Source organism: Streptomyces bathyalis (assembly GCF_015910445.1).
Taxonomy (GTDB): Bacteria; Actinomycetota; Actinomycetes; order Streptomycetales; family Streptomycetaceae; genus Streptomyces; species Streptomyces bathyalis.
The window spans coordinates 816841-836122 of the sequence record NZ_CP048882.1 but is presented as its reverse complement, the minus strand read 5'-3'; the positions used below and the strand labels follow the sequence as shown (position 1 = coordinate 836122).

At 70.7% G+C, this 19282-nt stretch carries 18 protein-coding genes; 10 read left to right on the top strand and 8 right to left on the bottom strand.

Features of this window, described 5'->3' with window-relative positions; translation table 11 throughout:
* Positions 1 to 23: 23 nt before the first annotated feature.
* Positions 24 to 284 carry a DUF4236 domain-containing protein gene (locus tag G4Z16_RS03740; RefSeq protein ID WP_197349164.1) on the top strand — a complete coding sequence of 87 codons (261 nt, stop codon included), beginning with the start codon at positions 24 to 26 and terminating at the stop codon, positions 282 to 284.
* A 19-nt stretch (positions 285 to 303) separates the two neighbouring features.
* Here the strand turns inward: G4Z16_RS03740 and G4Z16_RS03735 are convergent, their stop codons facing one another.
* From G4Z16_RS03735 to G4Z16_RS03725, 3 genes are all read right to left on the bottom strand, one after another.
* Positions 304 to 1014, bottom strand: a complete 711-nt coding sequence (locus G4Z16_RS03735) for a GAF and ANTAR domain-containing protein (protein WP_197349163.1) — start codon at positions 1012 to 1014, stop codon at positions 304 to 306.
* 92 nt (positions 1015 to 1106) lie between these two features.
* Positions 1107 to 1985, bottom strand: coding sequence for an Fpg/Nei family DNA glycosylase (locus G4Z16_RS03730; protein WP_197349162.1), 879 nt, complete (start codon positions 1983 to 1985; stop codon positions 1107 to 1109).
* Between the two features lie 53 nt (positions 1986 to 2038).
* On the bottom strand, positions 2039 to 2464 hold the full coding sequence (locus G4Z16_RS03725) for an OsmC family protein (RefSeq protein ID WP_197349161.1): 426 nt from the start codon (positions 2462 to 2464) through the stop codon (positions 2039 to 2041).
* A 248-nt stretch (positions 2465 to 2712) separates the two neighbouring features.
* Here G4Z16_RS03725 and G4Z16_RS03720 point away from each other — a divergent pair, with 248 nt between their 5' ends.
* From G4Z16_RS03720 to G4Z16_RS03710, 3 genes are all read left to right on the top strand, one after another.
* Positions 2713 to 3267, top strand: a complete 555-nt coding sequence (locus G4Z16_RS03720) for a glycoside hydrolase family 25 protein (RefSeq protein ID WP_197349160.1) — start codon at positions 2713 to 2715, stop codon at positions 3265 to 3267.
* Between the two features lie 112 nt (positions 3268 to 3379).
* Positions 3380 to 3784, top strand: a complete 405-nt coding sequence (locus G4Z16_RS03715; protein WP_197349159.1) for a hypothetical protein — start codon at positions 3380 to 3382, stop codon at positions 3782 to 3784.
* Between the two features lie 38 nt (positions 3785 to 3822).
* Positions 3823 to 4644, top strand: a complete 822-nt coding sequence (locus G4Z16_RS03710) for a DUF1707 SHOCT-like domain-containing protein (RefSeq protein ID WP_246530664.1) — start codon at positions 3823 to 3825, stop codon at positions 4642 to 4644.
* 84 nt (positions 4645 to 4728) lie between these two features.
* On the opposite strand, the gene G4Z16_RS03705 is transcribed toward G4Z16_RS03710, so the two are convergent.
* The 4 genes from G4Z16_RS03705 to G4Z16_RS03690 all read right to left on the bottom strand — a co-directional run bounded on the left by G4Z16_RS03705 (position 4729) and on the right by G4Z16_RS03690 (position 9133).
* Positions 4729 to 6345, bottom strand: a complete 1617-nt coding sequence (locus G4Z16_RS03705) for a CoA transferase (protein ID WP_197349158.1) — start codon at positions 6343 to 6345, stop codon at positions 4729 to 4731.
* 147 nt (positions 6346 to 6492) lie between these two features.
* The gene (locus G4Z16_RS03700) at positions 6493 to 7296 is read right to left on the bottom strand and encodes a DeoR/GlpR family DNA-binding transcription regulator (protein ID WP_197349157.1); all 804 of its coding nucleotides are present in this window, start codon (positions 7294 to 7296) and stop codon (positions 6493 to 6495) included.
* Complete coding sequence (locus G4Z16_RS03695) at positions 7293 to 8135, bottom strand: class II fructose-bisphosphate aldolase (RefSeq protein ID WP_197349156.1); 843 nt, start codon at positions 8133 to 8135, stop codon at positions 7293 to 7295. Before G4Z16_RS03695 ends, G4Z16_RS03700 begins: the two co-directional genes overlap by 4 nt.
* Before the next feature lie 101 nt (positions 8136 to 8236).
* On the bottom strand, positions 8237 to 9133 hold the full coding sequence (locus G4Z16_RS03690) for an SIS domain-containing protein (RefSeq protein WP_197349155.1): 897 nt from the start codon (positions 9131 to 9133) through the stop codon (positions 8237 to 8239).
* Positions 9134 to 9524: 391 nt separating this feature from the next.
* Between G4Z16_RS03690 and G4Z16_RS03685 the strand changes: the two genes are divergently transcribed.
* The 5 genes from G4Z16_RS03685 to G4Z16_RS03665 all read left to right on the top strand — a co-directional run bounded on the left by G4Z16_RS03685 (position 9525) and on the right by G4Z16_RS03665 (position 16505).
* The gene (locus tag G4Z16_RS03685; protein WP_197349154.1) at positions 9525 to 10691 is read left to right on the top strand and encodes a CaiB/BaiF CoA transferase family protein; all 1167 of its coding nucleotides are present in this window, start codon (positions 9525 to 9527) and stop codon (positions 10689 to 10691) included.
* Entirely contained in the window at positions 10688 to 11713 is a 1026-nt protein-coding gene (locus G4Z16_RS03680; protein WP_197349153.1) for an LLM class F420-dependent oxidoreductase, read from the top strand. Before G4Z16_RS03685 ends, G4Z16_RS03680 begins: the two co-directional genes overlap by 4 nt.
* A 98-nt stretch (positions 11714 to 11811) precedes the next feature.
* Positions 11812 to 12954, top strand: coding sequence for an acyl-CoA dehydrogenase family protein (locus tag G4Z16_RS03675; RefSeq protein WP_197349152.1), 1143 nt, complete (start codon positions 11812 to 11814; stop codon positions 12952 to 12954).
* A 47-nt stretch (positions 12955 to 13001) separates the two neighbouring features.
* Entirely contained in the window at positions 13002 to 14216 is a 1215-nt protein-coding gene (locus tag G4Z16_RS03670; protein WP_197349151.1) for an acetyl-CoA C-acetyltransferase, read from the top strand.
* A gap of 108 nt (positions 14217 to 14324) precedes the next feature.
* A complete protein-coding gene (locus G4Z16_RS03665; protein WP_197349150.1) occupies positions 14325 to 16505 on the top strand; it encodes a 3-hydroxyacyl-CoA dehydrogenase NAD-binding domain-containing protein in 2181 nt (726 codons plus the stop codon).
* Positions 16506 to 16531: 26 nt separating this feature from the next.
* Here the strand turns inward: G4Z16_RS03665 and G4Z16_RS03660 are convergent, their stop codons facing one another.
* Positions 16532 to 17296: a MerR family transcriptional regulator gene (locus tag G4Z16_RS03660; RefSeq protein WP_197349149.1), complete on the bottom strand. Its 765-nt coding sequence runs from the start codon at positions 17294 to 17296 to the stop codon at positions 16532 to 16534.
* Between the two features lie 161 nt (positions 17297 to 17457).
* Here G4Z16_RS03660 and G4Z16_RS03655 point away from each other — a divergent pair, with 161 nt between their 5' ends.
* Positions 17458 to 19278: an AMP-dependent synthetase/ligase gene (locus tag G4Z16_RS03655; RefSeq protein WP_197354139.1), complete on the top strand. Its 1821-nt coding sequence runs from the start codon at positions 17458 to 17460 to the stop codon at positions 19276 to 19278.
* The last annotated feature ends 4 nt before the right edge of the window (positions 19279 to 19282 follow it).

The window sequence follows — 19282 nt, the reverse complement described above, 5'->3', positions numbered from 1 at the left end:
CCCTGATACACAAGGAGGCGATCATGCCGCTGACGTTCCGTAAGAGCTTCCGGGTACTGCCCGGGGTCAAGGTGAACATCAACCGCAAGTCGTGGTCGGTGACGACGGGTGGCAAGCACGGCCCGCGCCGCACTGTCAGCTCCGACGGCCGCCGCACGACGTCGATGGACCTGCCGGGCCCGTTCGGCTACCGGCACACCACCTCTTCCTCCTCCAGCCGCCGGACCAGCCGGGGGAGCAAGCTGAAGACCCTCACCCGGGCCCTGCGGGGCGGGAAGCACTAGTCCCTGTCAGAGCCAGGGACTAGGAGCGGGGCTTCGCGCCCGGGATCTCACCGGTCTCGGTGACGATGCGCACGATCTCGCGCAGCTTGGTGTTCCGGTCCTGCGAACTCTTCTTCAGCACGGAGAAGGCCTGGTCCTCGTCGAGGTGATAGCGCTCCATGACGATGCCGATGGCCTCGCCGATGTTGTGCCGCGTCTCCAGCGCCGTGTGCAGCTGCGCGTGCGTACGTGCGCTGGAGAAGGCGACCGCCGCGTGCGACGCGAGCAGCCAGCCGACGTGCTCGGACTGCCGCGTGAAGGCGTTCGGCGTCGAGGAGTAGAGGTCGAGGGCCCCGAGGTTGTCCTCGTCGGTGTAGAGCAGGAAGCCCATCATGCTTCCGACGCCCAGCTTGCGGGCCTCGGGCGCGTAGTGGGGCCACCGCGTGACGGTCTCGGTCATGTCCGCGACGCGGTAGACCTCCTTCGGCGTCCGCGCCGCGTCGAAGCAGGGGCCCTCGTCCAGAGCGCCCTGGAGGCGGTCCGAGGCGCGTACGACGTCACTGCTCGTGGCCAGCGTCTTGACCTGCCTGTTCTCCACGGTCATCACGCCTGCGGCCTCACACCCGTCCACCAGTTCCACGGCGTGCGTCACGATGCGGTCGAGGGTCTTCTGTACGGAGTCCTGAGCGAGCAGGTCACGTGCCATGTTGGCCAGGCCTGTGGCGAACTCCTCCAGCTCGTCGGCGGACATACCTGTACTTTCATCAGTCGTCATGGCGGCGCCCCTCCCCAGGTGCGAACAGTATGCCCGGTCCCGGCACCGTCAGGGATCGTGGCCTGGGGTTACTTCAGCAGCCGCGACATGCGCCGGTCCGCGAGCGGCTTGCCGCCGGTCTGGCAGGTGGCGCAGTACTGCAGGGAGGAGTCGCTGAAAGAGACCTCGCGCACGGTGTCGCCGCACACAGGACACGGTTCGCCCTTGCGGCCGTGTACCCGCAGTCCCGTCTTCTTCTCCGACTTCAGCTTCCCGGCGGCCAGCCCCCGCGAGCGTTCCACGGCATCGCGGAGGGTGGCGCGCAGAGCCTCGTAGAGGCCGGTGATCTCCTCCTCCGTGAGCTCGTCCGCGATCTTGAAAGGTGACAGCCGTGCCGCGTGCAGGATCTCGTCCGAGTAGGCGTTCCCGACCCCGGCGATCACGCTCTGGTCGCGCAGCAGCCCCTTGATCCGGTGGCGCTGCCCCTGTACGAGGCCGGCGAAGACCTCTCTGGTGAAGTCGTCGGCGAGCGGGTCCGGGCCGAGCCGCCCGATGCCCGGCACCTCCGACGGATCGTGCACGCAGTAGACCGCGAGGCGCTTGCGCGTCCCGGCCTCGGTGAGATCGAACCCACCGCCCTCGCCACCCTGCTCCGGGCCGGCCAGCGACAGCCTCAGAGCCAGCGGCCCCTTCCCGGGGCGGGGCGGACCCGGAGGGACGGAATCGCGCCAGCGCAGCCATCCCGCCCGGGCCAGGTGCACGACCAGATGCAGGCCGCCCGCCTCCAGGTCGAGGAACTTCCCGTGCCGGGACACTCCCGTGACCGTCTGCCCCTCCAGCGCGGAGGGCTGCGGCTCGTAGGTCTTCAGCACGCTGATCGCCACGGGCGTGACGCGCTCCACCGTGCGCCCCGTGAGGCGGTCGTCCAGGAAGTCGCGCAGCGCCTCGACCTCGGGCAGTTCCGGCATCTCTCCTCCGCTCCCGTGCGGCAGCGGGGGCTCGTGCCCGCTTGCCGCCCGGCTCAGCTCAGCTTGGCGGTCAGCGTGATGGTGGTGCCCGAAAGGGCCTGGGAGACAGGGCAGTTGGTCTTGGCCTCCTCCGCCGCGGCGGTGAAGGAGGCCTCGTCGATGCCCGGGACCTCGCCCTGCACGGTGAGGTGGATGCCTGTGATGCCGGTGCCCGGCTGGAACGTGACGTCGGCCCGGGTGTCCAGCCGGGTGGGGGGCTTGCCCGCGGAGTTGAGCCCGTTGGACAGGGCCATCGAGAAGCAGCTGGAGTGCGCGGCCGCGATCAGCTCCTCCGGGCTCGTCCTCCCGTTCGGCTCCTCCGCTCGCGATGCCCAGGTGACGGACTGCGTACCGATGCCGGAGGAGTCGAAGGTGACCTCACCCGACCCCTTCTTCAGGTCCCCGTTCCACACGGTGTGAGCGGTGCGTGTCGTCGCCATGGTCGTACTCCTCGTCGCCTGTGCGTCTCTACCAGTGTGCCGGGTGCGGCCGCTGCCGCACCCGCACCGATCCTCGCCGCCCGGCGTCACGGGCGCCGGGGGACGCGCCGGAGGAGGGCGCGCGGGCAGGGTCGAGTGGTCGCCCGGAGCGACCGATCGGGGCCCCACGGCGGCCCGTTCGGGGTACGGTGCGCCGGGTTACGGGTATCGGAACTGATGACCGCGTGGCCGGACGGCAGAAGGAGTGCATGGTGATCAAGGGCGTCGACGTCTCGAGCTACCAACCGTCGGACTACAGCACGAAAGGTCTCGACTTCGTCTTCATCAAGATCACGGAGGGGACGTCGTACACCAACCCCAAATGGGTCGCCCAGCGCAAGACCGCGCGCGACGCCGAACTCGTCACCGGCTTCTACCACTTCGGCCGCGCCGGGAGCATGAAGAAGCAGGCCGACTACTTCATGTCGAAGATCAACCTGGTCAAGGGCGACATGCTCGTCCTGGACTGGGAGGACTCCGAGGTCACCAACGCGGAGAAGGACTACTTCATCAAGTACGTCCAGAAGGAACGCCCCCACACCAGAGTCCTGCTGTACTGCAACACCAACTTCTGGTTCAACCACGACACGACGTCGTTCGCCGGTGACGGCCTGTGGATAGCGCACTACAACGGCAAGCCCGGCAAGCCGGGAATCAAGCACTCGTGGCGCTTCCACCAGTACACCAACGACCCGATCGACACGAACCTCGCCAAGTTCGACACCCGCGCCGAGCTGCGCAAGTGGACGCACAAGGAGCCCTAGCAGTCGGGGAGTTGGGGCGCCGCGCGGGTTCCCGCCCCGGCGGGCCGTTCGTTCCGGTGCCCTGGACGGCCCTCGCGCGACACGCGGTGCCGAATGCGGATAACCTCCCGGCATGCCCGAAGCGAACATAAGCCCGCCGACCGAAGACGAGACGACCGAGGACGGGACCGCCGCGGTCACCGGGGAAGAAGAGCCCGGACCCGCGCCGGGTGAGGAGGGGGAGCCGGCCGAGCAGACCGAACCGGCCGCCCGTACCGGTCTGACACCGCGGCAGGCACGCAGGGTCCGCATCGTCGTCTCCGGCGTGGTCATGGTGGCCGTGGCCGTCGCACTCGTCGTACGGCTGGGCAGCGCGCCCTCGGTGCTCACCATGGGCTTCTACGGCATCGCGCTCATCCTCTCCGGCACCGCGATCGTGCTCAGCCGACGTGGCCGGACCCGGGTCGCCACCGGGGTGCTGGTGCTGGGATTCGCGGCCGTCGCCCTGGCCGAGTGGCTTCTCGCGTCCGTCCAGTAGCCGGTTCCGGAGGCCACTGTGCGTAATAGGGTGACCGCATGAGTGACGAGCTCCCCGACATGCGCGCTTCGGACGCCGAGCGGGAGCGCATCGCGGACGTGCTGCGCGATGCGCTGGCCGAGGGGCGGCTCGGCATGGACGAGTTCCAGGAACGTCTCGACAGCACCTACCGGGCCCGCACGCGCGGGGAGTTGGTTCCTCTCGTACGCGATCTCCCGCACCACCCGGAGGAGGACACCTCCGGTGACCGCTCGCCGGAGGTCTCCGGAGCGCAGGACGCCTCGACGGCTCCCTCGCTGCGCAAGACGCGGCGGTGGGCGGAGCGGATCGGCGGAAGGGCCACCTCACGCTGGGGCATCGGAATCATGGGCGGGTTCGGGCGCCGCGGACAGTGGACCGTGCCGCGCGTCTTCACCGGCATCGGCATCATGGGCGGCGGTGAACTGGACCTGCGGGAGGCCCGCTTCGAGGACCGGGACGTCGTCATCCGCTGCTTCGCGCTGATGGGCGGCTTCAGCGTCACCGTGCCGCCGGGCGTCGGGGTCGAGGTCCGCGGCGTCGGCATCATGGGCGGATTCGACTCCTCCGCCTCGGGATTCGGCGACGCCGGCGCACCGCGCGTGGTGATCACCGGCGTCACGGTGATGGGCGGCGTCGGAGTCGTACGGAAGATCCCGCGCGAGGAGAAGCTCGAGCTGCGCGCCGAGCGGCGCCAGCAGCGGGAGCTGGAGCGCCGCGAGCGCAGGGAAGGGCGGGACCGGCGCCGCGGACACGGCGGGCACCACGGCGGGCACCACGGCGGGCACCACGGTGGTCACGGGGGCCACGGGAGCAGCGACCACGGCGGCAAGTCCCTGTAGTGGGAGGTCGACGGCCTCCGGGCGGTCGGCATGTTCGGTGACCGGCGGGCGGTCGGCCCGCCCTGATCACCACCGGCCCCCTGATCACCACCAGGCAGCGGGATCCGTGCCCGGCATGCCGGGCGGGTGCGGCCAGTCGGTGGGGGAGCCGTCGTAGGCGACCGGTGGCAGCGCATAGCGCAGACGGCCCAGCGGGCTGTCCGTCTCGGCCAGCCAGGCCGCCGGATCCACCGGCTCCTGAGCTGCGGCCTCCGCCGCCTGGGACAGTGCGTAGGGTGAGATCTGCGAAGTCAGCCCGTTCATCAGCCAGTTGGCAGTCTGGGACAGGGCCAGCCGTACCAGCCTCGCGCCGCACCGGCCGCGCCGCTGCTCGGTGAGAGCCCGCATCAACGCGGCTGCCAGCAGATAGCCGGTGCCGTGGTCGAGGGCCTGCGCCGGCAGGGCGCCCGGGATCCCCTCGCCCGCCTCGTCCTGCTGCCCCTCGATGATGGAGATTCCGCTCGCCGCCTGCACGAGGCTGTCGAAGCCGCGCCTTCTGTGCCAGGGCCCGTACGCGCCCCAGGCGCTGAGCTGGCCCACGACCACTCCCGGGCGGCGGTCGGCCAGCGACTCGGGTGCCAGCCCGAAGCGGTCGAGTGCGCCGGGGCGGTAGCCGGTCACGACAACGTCCGCCGCCGCCAGCAGTTCGTCGAAGGCCGCCTGCCCGGACCGGGAAGAGAGGTCCAGGAGCGCGGAGCGCTTTCCGGCGCCGGTGTCGGCGTGCGTGTCCAGGTTCTCGGGAAGCTGCGGGGCGTCGATGCGGAGCACGTCAGCGCCGAAGAGGGCGAGCGCGCGGCTGGCGACGGGGCCGGCCAGGACTCTGGTGAGGTCCAGCACGCGCACCCCGTGCATCGGGCCCTTGCCCGAGGGGTCAGGCAGGGTGCGGACGGGCGCCTGGTCCATGCGTGCCGTCGTCAGCAGCGGACGGCGGGCCGCCTGCAGGCCCTGAGGATGCGCCGCCCACTCCTTGGCCGTACGGACCGCGACGGCGAGGCCGCCCGCCGCATGCACCGTCTCCTCGACCTCGGCGGCGTCACGCTGGGCCAGTTCCGTGGCGAGGATCTCCGCGAGCGTGGTGTCGTCGCGGTCCTCGACGGAGATGCCGAGGGCGGACAGCAACCGGGTTCGGTGGTGCGGGTAGTTCGCGTGGGTGCGCAGCCAGCCGTCGGCGGTGCGCCAGAAACGGGACAGCGGGGAGAACGTGACCGGGGCGCGTCCGTCCGCTCTCAGATGACGCCCGCTGGTGAAGGAGGTCGCCACGGCGCCGTCGTCCACCTGTACGGACGGCACCGCCCGGCTGCCGCTCTCATTGCCACCGCCACCGCCCGCAGTGGTGCCCGTCCCGGTCCCCCCGGCCCGTACGGACGACAGCTCGGCCGCGGCCAGTGAGCACACAGCGACCGATGCGCGGGCCAGTTCGAGCACCGGCAGCCGGGACGGCAGCACCGCGCGCTGTGTGCAGGAGATCCTTTCGAGCAGCGCGCCGTCACCTCCCAGCGCGGCCCAGGCGTGTGCGATGCCCGGAAGACCGGCATCGGTGCCGGCAGCGGCTGCCTCGGCCTGTGCCAGGGCGGGTTCCGCACCCACCGGGTCACTGCCGGGATCGCTTGCCGGGCCGGAGGGGATCGCTGTGCCGACTGCCGCTGAGGAAGATCGTTCCATGCTGGGCATTCTGGCACTGGCCGTGCGCTGTCCCGTGGCAACGGACTCGCAGGTCGGCCCGCGTCGCCAGCGACGACGTAACCGGGCGGGCGCCGGACGGGCGCACGCCGCATGCGCACGCGGCAGGCTTCGCCTCCGGGCTGTTGCTCAGCCACCGGCCATGGGCGGCGCCGCCGTCACCACACGCAGCCCCTGGTCGGTGAACTTCTGCCGGGAGGCTTCGTCCATGGCCGCGTCGGTCACGAGCGTGCCGAAGACGTCCGCCCCGCCGACGCGGGCGAAGCAGCGCAGGCCCAGCTTCGAGGAGTCCGCGACGACAACGGCACGGGCCGCCCGCTCGGCCATGAGCCGGTTCGTGCTGGCCTCGGCCTCGTCGTGGACGGTGCCGCCCCACTGCGCGTCGATGCCGTTCACACCGATGAAGGCGATGTCCAGCGTGAGCTGCCGCAGCACCATCTCGCTGTAGGGACCGGTGAGTTCGAAGGAACGGGAATGGGCCACGCCGCCCGTCAGCACGATCCTGATCTGCGGACGGACCGCCAACTCGTTCGCGATGTTGAGGGAGTTGGTGACGATGGTCAGACGCGCCTGCGGGCCCGCCTCCGCGAACTCCGGCCGGGTCGCGAGCGACCGGGCGATCTCCGTCGTCGTCGTGCCACCGCTGAGCCCGACGACGTCGCCCTCCTCCACCATCGCCGCCGCGGTCTCGGCGACGGCGTGCTTCGAGGCATGGTGACCGCGCTTGTAGCGGATCGGCAGGTCGTAGGCGACAGGGGCGAGCACGGCGCCGCCACGGGTCCGCTTGAGCAACTGCTGCTCGGCCAGCGCGTCCATGTCGCGGCGCATCGTCGCGACCGACACCTCCAGGGATGTCGCGGCCTCCGCCACGTCGAGCCGCCCCCGCTCACCGAGGAGTTCCAGCAGGGCGTTCATGCGCTCGTGCCTTCTCATGAGGCCGGTGCCCCCAGCAGGCGCAGCAACCGCTCGGCCTCTCGCGAGACCGCGTCCCTGGCAGGGCCCACATACTTGCGGGAATCGATGAGCGACGGACTCCCCGACAGCGTTCTGCGCACCTCGCCGGTGAACACCGAGACCAGATGCGTGGAGATGTTGATCTTCGTCATGCCGGCGGCGACGGCCGCGCGCAGTTCGTCGTCGGGAACCCCTGACGATCCGTGCAGCACCAGCGGTACGGGCAGCCGCTGCCGCAGGGCGCGGATCAGTTCCTTGTCGAGCACGGCCGTCCGCTCGCGCATCGCGTGCGAGGAGCCGACGGCGACCGCGAGGGCGTCCACCCGCGTGGCGTCGACGAAGGCCAGTGCTTCCTCCGGGTCCGTGCGCGCGCCGGGTGCGTGCACGCCGTCCTTGCCGCCGACCTCGCCCAACTCGGCCTCGACATAGACCTGTTCACGGTGGCACCAGTCCGTCAGCTCCGCGGTGGTGGCGACGTTCTCCTCGTACGGCAGGGCGGATGCGTCGATCATCACCGAACGCACTCCCGCTGAGACGCCCTCCCGCACCAGCGCCGCATCGGTGATGTGGTCCAGGTGCACGGAGACGTCGGCCTCGGATGCCTCCGCCAGGGCGAGCGTGGCACGCAGGATCGGCAGCAGACTCCCGTGATACCGGACGCAGTTCTCGCTGATCTGGAGGATGAGCGGGACGCCCGCGCGCTCCGCCGCGGCGACGAGTGCCTCGGCGGTCTCCAGATGCAGCACGTTGAAGGCGGGAGCGCCGACGCCCGCCGCACGTGCCGGACCGACGACGGCGTCGGTGGAGACAAGGGGCATGCCGCGACCTCCGTTGGGAGCGGGAACGTGCAGGTATCAGGAAGGGGAAGAGCGCCAGGAAACGACGGGGGAGTGGGCCCGGCCGAGCTGCGTCCCCGCGGTCAGGGGGTTTCCAGCATGACCGACCGGGTCAGGCTGCGCGGTGCGTCGGGATCGAGCCCGCGCGCCCGTGCGCGCGCCAGCGCCACCCTCTGCGCCAGGACCAGTTCCGCCATCGGATCGCGCTGCTCGTGGTTCACGAACAGGGCGCCCGTGCGCGCCACTTCCTCCTCCAGCCCCTCCGGTGAAGGCCCGAACAGCCAGGTCACGCGCCCGGGGGCTGCGATGGATATGGGCCCGTGCCGGTACTCCATGGCCGGGTAGGACTCCGTCCAGGACTGCGAGGCCTCACGCATCTTCAGCGCCGCCTCGTGCGCCGCACCGACTCCCCAGCCGGTGCCCAGGAACGTGAACTGCTCGGCGTCCACCCACTCCTGCCGGACCTCGGCAGCGAGCGCCTCCTCGGCGTCCCGCACGGCCGCCGTGACGTCCTCGCCGAGGTGCGTCCGGAGCAGAGCGAGCGCGCTCGTGGCGAACCGCGTCTGCACGACGGACTCCTCGTCGGCGAACGGCAGCGCGACCGTCTCGTCCGAGACTCCGGTGGCCGGGGTGTCCGGGTCGCCCACGAGGGTGACGGTGGGGATGCGTCCCCGCACCGCCTCCAGCAGGCGGAGGACCTCTGTCGTCGTGCCGGAGCGGGTGATGGCCAGCAGCCGGTCGTAGCGCCGGCCGGCTCCGAGCATCGCCTCGGAAGCCGCGAAAGCGTCCGTCACGCCGAGTCCCGCGCTCTCACGCAGCGCGGCGTACGCCTGGGCCATGAACCAGGACGTGCCGCACCCGACGACCGCCACCCGCTCTCCGCTGCGGGGCAGCGGCGCCCCCGTAGCCAGCTGCGCGGCCGCGCGCCACGTCTCCGGCTGGCTGCGCAACTCCCGCTCCATGTGCGTGGTTTCGCCCATCGACTCCACCTCTCCGTGCCTGCCCGGCGCCGTCTCCGCCCCGTCTGCTTGTCCGGGAATCCGCTCACCCGGTCGTCCGGCGGTGGTCCGGAGATGCCGCACCCGGCGGGATGCGCGAACATGCACGTTTCCACCGCGCTTCAATCAGTATCGCGCATGACCTCGCCACCGTGCCAGGCCACGTATGGGTGAGCAGGCGCGCACGGCATTGACGCCCGCGGGTCCTGTTCGGCGCAGTCCCGGGCGCCGCCCGCCGTGCCTGCTTCCCGTGTGGCGCATGCCACGGCACGGCCGGTGCTCCGCCTGCCGTCCGGGCTTGTGGAATGTGCAACGCGTCCTTAGCATCACCGGTGTTACATCAGTTGTGTCAAAGTGTCAGGGGACGGGCGTGATGACAGCAGCGGCGTCGGGCGGCGAAGGCCCGCTTCGCGGTGTACGCGTCGTCGAACTGGCCGGGATCGGCCCCGGTCCCTTCGCGGCGATGCTGCTCGGCGACCTGGGCGCCGATGTCGTGCGCGTCGACCGCCCCGGGGGCCCCGTCCTGGGGATCGATCCGTCCAGCGACGTGACCAACCGCAACAAGCGCTCCGTCACGCTGGACCTGAAGGATCCGGACGGCCTCGCGGCCGTCCTCGATCTCGTCGAGCGCGCCGACGTCCTCGTCGAGGGCAACCGGCCCGGCGTCGCCGAACGCCTCGGCGTCGGCCCGGAAGCCTGCCTCGCCCGCAATCCCGCCCTCGTCTACGCACGCATGACGGGCTGGGGCCAGGACGGACCGCTCGCCCCGCGCGCGGGGCACGACATCGGGTACATCGCCCTGACCGGTGCCCTGGGGATGACCGGCCCCGCCGACGGCCCTCCCTACGCCGCCGCCAATCTGCTCGGGGACTACGCGGGGGGTTCGCTCTACCTGGTGATCGGCGTGCTGGCCGCCCTGCAGCACGCCCGCACCCCGGGCGGGCGCGGCCAGGTCGTCGACGCCGCCATCGTCGACGGCACGAGCCATCTCACCGCCATGATCCACGGGATGCTCGCGGCCGGTGTCTGGCAGGACCGGCGGGGTGCCAATCTGCTGGACGGCGGTGCACCCTTCTACGGCACCTATGAGACGGCCGACGGCGGCTTCATGGCCGTGGGCGCCCTGGAGCCCCAGTTCTACGGGGAGTTCACGAGACTGCTCGGCGTCGAAGGAGAGGTGCCCGGGCGCGACGACCCGGCCGCCTGGGGCGAGTTGCGCGCCGCCGTCGCGGACCGCTTCAGGACCCGTACGAGGGACGAGTGGGACGAGGTCTTCCGGGAGTCGGACGCCTGCGTCGCCCCAGTGCTCTCCTTGCGGGAAGCTCCCAGCCATCCGCATCTGGCCGCCCGCGGCACCTTCGTCGAGCACGGGGGCATCACCCAGCCCGCCCCCGCGCCACGCTTCTCCGTGACCCCGACCGCCGTCTCCCGGCCGCCCGCGCTGCCCGGTGCCGACGCCGCCGAGGTGGCGCGCGACTGGCAGCTGCCCGCACTCGCCGAGCACGCCCCCTCCGACCCCGCCAAGGACAGTGACGCATGAAGATCGCCACGCCCCTCCAGTACGCAGACAACCCCCGCACCGCGGCCGAGGAGGTCGTGAAGCTGGAGGCAGCCGGCCTCGACGCGGTGTGGGTCGCCGAGGCATACGGCTTCGACTCGCCCACCGTCATGGGCTACATCGCCGCCCGCACCGAACGGATGCTCATCGGCGCGGGCATCCTCAACGTCTACTCACGCACCCCGGCCCTCATCGCCCAGACCGGCGCCGGTCTCGACGTCCTCTCCGGGGGACGCGCCCTGCTGGGGCTCGGCGCCTCCGGCCCGCAGGTCATCGAGGGCTGGCACGGCCGGGCCTACGACAAGCCGCTGGGGCGCACCCGGGAGACCGTCGAACTGTGCCGGCGCATCTGGCGGCGCGAGGTCATCGACCACCACGGCATCACCGACATGCCGCTGCCCGCCGAGAAGGGCGGCAAGCTCGGCAAGCCCCTGAAGTTCCTCAACCGCCCGGAGCGGGAGGAGATCCCCCTCTACATCGCCTCCCTCGGCCCGGCCAACGTCCGGATGACCGCCGAGATCGCCGACGGCTGGCTGCCGCATCTCTTCGTCCCCGAGAAGGCGAAGCAGGTGTGGGGGACCGCGCTGGAGGAGGGCACCGCACTGCGGGCGCCGGAACGCGGCCCCCTGGAGATCTCCGCGGGCACGCTCCTGGCGATCGGCGAGGACGCAGCGGCGGTACGGGAGCACGTGCGCCCGCTGATCGCCCTCTACATCGGCGGCATGGGCGCCAAGGGCAAGAACTTCTACAACGATGTGGCCCGGGCGTACGGTTATGAGGAGGCGGCCGAGAAGGTGCAGGACCTCTACCTCGCGGGAAAGAAGCGGGAGGCAGAGGCCGCGGTCCCCGCCGAGTTCTGCGAGCTGGTCTCCCTTTGTGGCCCCGAGGGATACGTGCGTGAGCGCATCGAGGCGTTCCGCGAGGCCGGGGTGACGATGCTCAACGTGACGCCCGTCGGGTCCGACCCGGCCGAGCTGATCGAAAAGGTCAAGAGCTGGCTCTGACGGAGCCGCCGTCCCCGCGGTGCGCGGCACGGCGTACGGGTGAGCAGGCGAGACGTGAAGAGCGACCACGCGAAGGCCCGAAGGGGAGCACCGACCACATGAAACGCCAGATCTTCACCGAGGACCACGAAGCGTTCCGGCAGACCGTCCGCACCTTCCTCGCCAAGGAGGTCGAGCCGCACTACGAGCAGTGGGAGAAGGACGGAATCGTCTCCCGCGACGCGTGGCTGGCGGCCGGCCGCCAGGGCCTGCTCGGGCTCGCCGTCCCCGAGGAGTACGGAGGCGGCGGCACCGCCGACTTCCGCTACGCGGCCGTGCTCGGCGAGGAGTTCGCCCGGGCGGGTGCCGCGGGAATCGCCCTGGGCCTGCACAACGACATCATCGGCCCGTATCTGACGTCTCTCGCGACGGACGAGCAGAAGCGCCGCTGGCTCCCCGGCTTCTGCTCCGGCGAGATCATCACCGCCATCGCCATGACGGAACCCGGCGCGGGCTCCGACCTCCAGGGCATCAGGACGACCGCGGAGGACAAGGGCGACCACTGGGTGCTCAACGGCTCCAAGACCTTCATCTCCAACGGCATCCTCGCCGACCTGGTGATCGTCGTGGCCCGTACGAAGCCCGAGGGCGGCGCCAAGGGCCTCAGCCTGCTCGTCGTCGAACGCGGCATGGACGGGTTCGAGCGCGGCCGCAACCTCGACAAGATCGGGCAGAAGTCGCAGGACACCGCCGAGCTGTTCTTCAACGACGTGCACGTGCCGAAGGAGAACCTCCTCGGCGAACTGCACGGAGCCTTCATCCACCTGATGACCAACCTCGCCCAGGAGCGGCTGGCCATCGCGGTCGGAGCCATCGCCGCCGCCGAGGAGATCCTCGAGCAGACCACCAGGTACGTGAAGGAGCGCGAGGCGTTCGGACGTCCGCTCGCCAGACTCCAGCACGTCCGCTTCGAGATCGCCGAGCTCGCCACCGAGTGCGCGGTCACGCGCAGCTTCCTCGACCGCTGCATCGAGGACCACTCGAAGGGCGAACTGGACGCCGCACACGCCTCCATGGCCAAGTGGTGGTCGACGGAACTGCAGAAGCGCGTCACCGACCGATGCCTCCAACTCCACGGCGGCTACGGCTACATGAACGAATTCCCCGTCGCCCGTGCCTACACCGACGGACGCATCCAGACGATCTACGGCGGCACGACCGAGATCATGAAAGAGATCATCGGCCGTTCGATCCTCGACTGAACCGACCCCGACCCGCCCGACCCGTACGCACCGAAAGGCTGCCGATCTTGAGCACCGAAGCGTATATCTACGACGCGATCCGCACCCCGCGCGGCCGCGGCAAGGCCAACGGCGCCCTGCACGGCACCAAGCCCATCGACCTGGTCGTCGGCCTCATCCACGAACTGCGCCGCCGTCACCCCGACCTGGACCCGGCCGCGATCGACGACATCGTTCTCGGCGTCGTCAGCCCCATCGGGGACCAGGGCTCCGACATCGCCAAGACCGCGGCCATCGCCGCCGGACTCCCGGTCACCGTCGCGGGAGTCCAGGAGAACCGCTTCTGTGCCTCCGGCCTCGAAGCGGTCAACCTCGCGGCGGCGAAGGTGCGTTCGGGCTGGGAGGACCTCATCCTTGCGGGCGGCGTCGAGTCGATGTCCCGCGTGCCGATGGGCTCCGACGGCGGTGCCTGGCACATGGACCCCATGACGAGCCTGGAGACGGGCTTCGTGCCCCAGGGCATCGGCGCCGACCTCATCGCCACCATCGAGGGCTTCTCCCGCCGCGACGTCGACGAGTACGCCGCACGCTCGCAGGAGCTGGCCACAGAGGCGTGGAAGGACGGGCGCTTCGACCGCTCCGTCATCCCCGTGCTCGACCGCAACGGCATGACCGTGCTCGACCGCGACGAGCACATCCGGCCGGGCACCACGGTCGACTCCCTCGCCGGGCTGAAGCCGTCCTTCAAGGACATCGGCGAGATGGGCGGCTTCGACGCGGTGGCGCTGCAGAAGTACCACTGGGTCGAGGAGATCGACCACGTCCACCACGCGGGCAACTCCTCCGGCATCGTCGACGGCAGCGCCCTCGTCGCCGTCGGCAGCGAGCAGGTCGGGCAGCGCTTCGGGCTGCGCCCCCGCGCCCGCATCGTCTCCGCCGCCGTCTCAGGCGCCGACCCCACCATCATGCTGACCGGTCCGGCGCCCGCCTGCCGCAAGGCCCTCGCCAAGGCCGGGCTGACGGCGGCCGACATGGACCTGGTCGAGATGAACGAGGCGTTCGCCGCGGTGGTCCTGCGCTTCGCCCGCGACATGGAACTGCCGCTGGAGAAGATCAACGTCAACGGCGGCGCGATCGCCATGGGGCACCCGCTGGGCGCGACCGGCGCGATGCTGCTGGGCACCCTCGTGGACGAGCTGGAGCGCCGCGACCAGCGCTACGGCCTGGTCACCCTGTGCGTCGGCGGAGGCATGGGCAGCGCCGCAGTCGTCGAACGGCTCTGACCGGGCCCGAACCGGTAACCCGCCGTCCGCACGGGAGCACCCGCTCCCGTGCCGCGGCACCCACGCGCCCACCGCACCTCGCCTTCACGTACGGAGAGAAAACCCACCATGCCTGAGTCCACGACCATCCGCTGGGAGCAGGACGGGACCGGCGTCGTCACCCTCGTACTGGACGACCCGGACCAGTCCGCGAACACCATGAACGCCGCGTTCAAGGAGTCGCTCGGCGTCATCGCCGACCGCCTGGAGCGCGAGAACGAGGCCGGCAACCTCCGCGGCGTCATCTTCACCTCGGCCAAGAAGACCTTCTTCGCCGGCGGCGATCTCAACGACCTGATCCGTGCCCGTCCCGAGGACGCCCAGCAGGTCTTCGAGAGCAGCATGGAGCTCAAGCGCGACCTGCGCCGCATCGAGACCCTCGGCAAGCCCGTCGTCGCGGCGATCAACGGCGCCGCGCTCGGCGGGGGCTTCGAGATCACGCTCGCCTGCCACCACCGTGTCGCCCTCGACGCGAAGGGCTCCAAGATCGGCTGCCCGGAGGCCACCCTCGGCCTGCTTCCCGCGGCCGGCGGCGTGACCCGTACGGTCCGTCTGCTGGGGATCGCCGACGCACTCCTCAACGTGCTGCTCCAGGGCCAGCAGTACTTCCCGGCCAAGGCCAAGGAGAAGGGCCTCGTGCACGAGGTCGTGGACAGCGAGGAGGCCATGCTGGCCGCTGCCCACGCCTTCATCGACGCCAACCCGGAGTCCGTGCAGCCCTGGGACGTGAAGGGCTACAAGATTCCCGGCGGCACCCCGTCGCATCCGAAGCTCGCCGCCAACCTCCCTGCTTTCCCCGCCAACTTGAGGAAGCAGACCGGCGGCGCCCCCTACCCCGCCCAGCACAACATCCTGGCGGCGGCCGTCGAGGGCGCGCAGGTCGACTTCGAGCTCGCCCAGGTCATCGAGGCCCGCTACTTCGTCGAGCTGGTCACCGGCCAGATCTCGAAGAACATGATCCAGGCGTTCTTCTTCGACATGCAGGCGGTCAACGCCGGGCGCAGCCGCCCCAAGGGCATCGAGTCCAGGCCCGTACGCAAGGTCGCCGTTCTCGGCGCCGGCATGATGGGCGCGGGCATCGCCTACTCCTGCGCGAAGGCCGGCATCGACGTCGTCCTCAAGGACGTGTCGCTGGAGGCCGCCGAGAAGGGCAAGCGCTACTCGGAGGGACTGCTGGAGAAGGCGCTCAAGCGGGGACGTACGACGGAGGCGAAGCGGGACGAGCTGCTCGCCCGCATCACGCCCGCCGCGGACCCGCAGGACGTCGCGGGCTGCGACGCCGTGATCGAGGCGGTCTTCGAGGACCCGGCGCTCAAGCACAAGGTCTTCCAGGAGATCCAGGACATCGTCGAGCCCGACGCGCTGCTGTGCTCCAACACCTCGACGCTGCCCATCACCACCCTCGCCGAAGGCGTGGAGCGCCAGGCCGACTTCATCGGACTGCACTTCTTCTCGCCCGTCGACAAGATGCCGCTGGTGGAGATCATCAAGGGCCGCAGCACGGGGGAGGAGGCCCTCGCGCGCGCCTTCGACCTGGTGCAGCAGATCAAGAAGACCCCGATCGTCGTCAACGACTCCCGCGGCTTCTTCACCTCGCGGGTCATCGGGCACTTCATCAACGAGGGCGTCGCCCTCGTCGCCGAGGGCGTGGAGCCCGCGACCGTGGAGCAGGCAGCGGCGCAGGCCGGCTACCCCGCCAAGGTGCTCTCCCTCATGGACGAGCTGACCCTCACCCTGCCCCGCAAGATCCGCGAGGAGACCCGGCGCGGCCTGGAGGCCGAGGGCGTCGAGTGGAAGGCCCACCCGGCGGACGTGGTCATCGACAGGATGGTCGACGAGTTCGGGCGTACGGGCCGCAGCGGCGGGGCCGGCTTCTACGACTACGGCGGGGACGGCAAGCGCGGCAAGCTCTGGCCGGGCCTGCGCGAGCACTTCATGAAGGACGCCGACCCCGGCATCTCCTTCGAGGACATGAAGGAGCGGATGCTCTTCGCCGAGGCGCTGGACACCGTCCGGCTCTTCGAGGAGGGCGTGCTGACCTCGGTCGCCGACGCCAACATCGGTTCCATCCTGGGCATCGGCTTCCCGCCGTGGACGGGCGGCGTCGTCCAGTACATCAACGGCTACGAGGGCGGCCCGGCCGGGTTCGTGGCCCGCGCCCGCGAACTCCAGGACCGCTACGGCGACCGCTTCGCCGTGCCGGACCTGCTGGCGGACAAGGCCGCCAAGGGTGAGTCCTTCAAGGACTGACGCCACTGGGCCCTGTCTGACAAAGCCTAGTCGGAGGACTGCGGGGGGCGTCCCTTCGGGAACGCGCCCCGCAGTTCCTCCTTCAGCGACCGCTGGAAGGCGGTCATCAGCGCCTGCACCACCATCGGCTGCATGTGGGCCGACAAGGACTTCATCCGCTCGACCTGCTCCGGGTCCGCCTCGCGCGCCCGGTAGGGCTCCCACACCTCGTCCTTGAAGAGGCGGCTGAGTTCCCGCGCCGCCGCGCGTGCGTGTTCCATCATGGCTTCGCGCGCGGCCAGGATCGTCTCCTGCGACATCGGCATGTCCAGGAGCCGCACACCGAGGTGCAGCAGGGCGGGATCCACGAGGAAGCGGGCCGGGTCGTCCGTGGTCTCCAAGACGCCCATCGCGGTCAGCCGCTCCAGGTCGTCGCCCGTCAGCTCGCGGCCCACCCGCCGCTCCAGGACCTCGCGCGTCGCCTCGTCGACGGTGTCGGGCATCCAGGAGGCGACCATGGCGCGGTGGATCGCCAGGTCGTGGGGGTCGGTGTCCTCGGGCAGGCGCTGCAGGTAGCGCTCGATGGCCGCGAGCGTCATGCCCTGGTTCTGCAGTTCCTCGATAAGGGCCAGCCGGGACAGGTGTGCCGGGCCGTAGCGGCCGACCCTGCGGGGCCCGATGGTCGGTGGCGGGAGCAGACCGCGGGTGCTGTAGAAGCGGACCGTGCGGACCGTGACGCCCGCCCGCGCGGCGAGTTCGTCCACGGTCAGACTGTCCGCGCCTCCCTGGCCGTTCGGCTGCTGCTGCTCCATGCGCCTGTCTCCCTGACACGGTCCGTTCGAACTGTGTTCAACAGTATTGCTGTCTCACCACCCTTGTACTGCAATGCTTTCCCAGGGAAGTTCCCGGCACCCCCCGGCCCGCCCTGAGGGCCGTGTCCCAGGCACAGCTGTAGCCAGCCCCGGAGGCCGCCATCACCAGCACCCTGCGACTCCCCGAAGCAGACCCGGCCGAACTCACCGTCCCCGCGCTGCTGTTGCGCAACGTCGAGGACCACGGAGACCTGCCCGCCCTCTCCTGGCGGGAGACCGACGGGAGCGGGGAGACCCACTGGGCCACGCTCACCTGGGCCGAGGCGCGCGAGCGCATCGCCGGGCTCGCAGCCGGCCTCGCCGATCTCGGCGTCGGCCGCGGCGACCACGTCCTGATGATGATGGGCAACCGCCCCGAGCACTGGCTGACCGATCTCGCCCTCACCCATCTCGGCGCCGTACCCGTCTCGGTCTACGGCACCGCCGCGCCCGGCCAGATCGCGCACATCATCGAGCACAGCCGCGCACGGCTCGCCGTGATCGAGGGAGCCGGCGAGGTGCGGACATGGCAGCCGCTGATGGGCCGCCTCGTCGTCGTCGAACCGGACGCCGCCGACGGGCACATCCCCTACGCCGACCTCGACCGCCCGTACGACGCGGAGTTCTTCGAGCGCACCTGGCGCGAGACACGGGCCGCTGACCCCGTGACCGTCGTCTACACCTCCGGCACCACGGGCGACCCCAAGGGCGTCGTCGTCTCGCACCGCAACGTCGCCCTCAACTGCCAGGCCCTGGAGAAGGTCGTCGAACTGCCCGAGCACGTCGAGCACATCTCCTATCTGCCCTTCGCCCACATCGCCGAGCGGATGCTGGGCATCTATCTGCCGGTCCACCGGGCCGCACACGTCCATCTGTGCGCCGACCCCCTGCAAGTCGCCGCGACGGCAAGGGAGTTGCGCCCCGCGCAGTTCTTCGGGGTGCCGAGGGTGTGGGAGAAGCTCGCCGCGTCCGTACGGGCGGCGCTCGCGCAGCTTCCCGAGGAGCAACGCCGGGCGGTGGAGCAGGCGGGCGACGTGGCCCGTGATTACGTCGCACACCTCGAACGGGGCGAGGAGCCGCCCGAGGCGGTCTCGGCCTCGTACGAGCGGGTCAGCCGGGAGATCCTGCGGCCGCTGCTGGCCATGGCGGGCTTCGACCGGCTCGTATGGACGGCGAGCGCCTCCGCTCCGATGCCCCAGGACGTGGTGCGCTTCTGGGCCGGATTCGGCATCGTGATCATGGACGCCTGGGGGCTGACCGAGACGGTCGGTGTCGCCACGACCAACAGCCCGGGAGGGTTCCGGCTCGGCTCGGTCGGCAGGGCGCTCGAAGGCATGGAGATGCGCACGGCCGAGGACGGCGAGATCGAGGTGCGCGGGCCCACCGTCGTCGAGGGCTATCTGAGCCCGGACGGTTCCGTGGAACCCGCCACCGACGACGAGGGATGGTTCGCGACAGGCGACATCGGGAGGATCGACGAGGACGGCTTCCTGTGGCTCGTCGACCGCAAGAAGGAAATGATCGTGACTTCGACGGGCAAGAACGTCTCACCTGCCCTGGTCGAGAACACCCTCAAGCAGCATCCGCTGATCGGCCAGGCTTTCGTGCACGGAGACGGCCGCTCCTACCTCGTCGCGCTGCTGGTCCTGGACGCCGAGACGGCAACCGGCTGGGCGGCGGCCAACGGCATCGACGCGGAGCTCACCGCGCTGGCCTCACACCCCGAGGTCCTGGCCGAGACCGACGGCGCCGTGGCGGCGGCCAACGCGCAGCTCAACCGCACGGAACAGGTCAAGCGGTACTGGCTGCTCGCTGACGAATGGGGGCCGCAGACGGGCGAGTTGACGCCTTCACTGAAGCTGCGCCGCGCGACCGTGCGGGAGAAGTACGGGCCCGTCATCGAGGAGCTGTACGGACAGGGCGGGCGGACGCCGGACGGCTGATCCG